This is a genomic window from Corynebacterium sp. HMSC06D04 (assembly GCF_001807315.1).
Taxonomy (GTDB): domain Bacteria; phylum Actinomycetota; class Actinomycetes; order Mycobacteriales; family Mycobacteriaceae; genus Corynebacterium; species Corynebacterium simulans.
The window spans coordinates 1-1,700 of record NZ_KV788541.1 but is presented as its reverse complement, the minus strand read 5'-3'; the positions used below and the strand labels follow the sequence as shown (position 1 = coordinate 1,700).

General features: G+C 58.0%; 1 protein-coding gene. It reads right to left on the bottom strand.

Features of this window, described 5'->3' with window-relative positions; all coding sequences use genetic code 11:
* Positions 1-147: 147 nt before the first annotated feature.
* Positions 148-1,356 carry an IS110 family RNA-guided transposase gene (locus HMPREF3155_RS05490; protein ID WP_049152104.1) on the bottom strand — a complete coding sequence of 403 codons (1,209 nt, stop codon included), beginning with the start codon at positions 1,354-1,356 and terminating at the stop codon, positions 148-150.
* Positions 1,357-1,700: the final 344 nt, after the last annotated feature.

Sequence of the window (1,700 nt, the reverse complement as noted above, 5' to 3'; positions counted from 1 at the left end):
GGGGGTGTTCCTATATAGGTTGTCAACTCCGTGGGTGAGGTTGCTGGGGGTGTGAAGGGGTTCTGCTTCACGCTGCGGATGTTGTTTTCGGGCATGCTGAAGAGCCGATTGGGCTTCCTGCGCAATCGGCTCCGGGGCTGGTAGGGGCTAGGCCGCAGCGGCCTCCTGGGCTGTGGGGATGTCTCTGTAGAGCTCTCCGCTGCGCATCATGGCGAAGAGGACGTTGAGGCGTCGGCGTGCGAGCGCGACGACTGCGGCGTTATGTCTCTTGCCTTCTTTGCGTTTTCGCTCATAGAATTGCCGGGAACGCTCGTGGAATCTGATCGATGCAAAGGACGATTGCCATAGGGCGTTCTTCAATTTCTTGTTGCCGGCCCGGTTGGGCGAATTCGACATGATCGACGTTCCCGACTGATTCGTCTGCGGCGTCAGGCCTGCATAGGAAGCCAGGTGCGCTGCATTGGGAAAGTCGGACATATCGCCGACGGTCATAAGGATTTGCGCGGCGCTACGTGGGCCGATGCCGGGCATGGACAAGAGAATCTCGGTCTGAGGAATGTCCTGGATCAGCTCGAGTACCTGGGCTTCAATCTCTTTGCGGTGCTCCAGCTTGGCTAGTGCATCTTTGGCGGACATTGCTACGCCAAGTTCCGCGTATTCTGCGCCGGCGATGGATACCGTCTGGCCGTGGATCGCAGCAAGCATGGCATCGATAACTGGTTCAGGATTACGTGCCCTGTGACCACGTGCGAAAGCTGTCAGCCGTGCTTTGCCGACGCGTCGAATCTTGGTGGGGCCACCGTATTTCGCCAGAAGGTGGAGAATCCACTTGCGGTGAATCATCTGCCCACGTAGGACATGTTCGAATGCGGGGTAGGTGCCCACGAGCGCGGATCGCATCTGGTTGATCAGGCGTGTGTAGGCGCGGGCGAGGTCTTCGTCGATACCGTTGAGGACTTTCAGCTGGAGGAAGACTTCCTCAACGCGGTCGACGCTACGCAGGGCATCTGGCAGGTTGAGGCCGGCATGGGCGATGACATAAGCGTCGCGTACATCGGTCTTGGAGTTGCCGACGTGGATACGTGAAAGCTGTCGCATGGCAAGCCCGGGGAGGTAGCGAACGTCGGCTCCCATTGCTTGGGCGACTGCGACGGTTAGCCTGCCGATGTTGTTGGGCTGATCGACGACGACAAGGACTTCGGCGTCATTGGCCAGGAATTTGCCGAAGAGCTTGCGTAGCGAGCCTTCGTGCTGGTTGATGCGTTTGGATAGGACTTGTCTGCCCTGGGGATCGAGGACGCAGGCGTGGTGGAAGTATTTGCCGACGTCCATTCCAATGACGAAGTCATAGGCCATGAGTCTGTGCCTCCTAGCGATGAGTAGGGAGTTGGATTATTTACGCTTCATCGCTGGGGTGGTCGGACATACTGGCGCTGGCATCCACATTACTGTGAGACCTCGTGCCGCCTGGGCCGGGTCAGGTTCCTATTGAGCTGTTTGAGTATGTCACTGTCTCCGGTGGCATCACCCCCCGGATCATTTTCTTAACAGGGACAGGAATAAGCCATACCGAAGCCAGCGACTAGTTCCACTGTCCTTTCGGACGGCGGGAACGGACATAAACATAGCCCCTCCCACTCGGGTGGACAGGCTATGAATCTTCGGCGCCCTGGGGTGGAACTGCTAACAACGTAATGGGA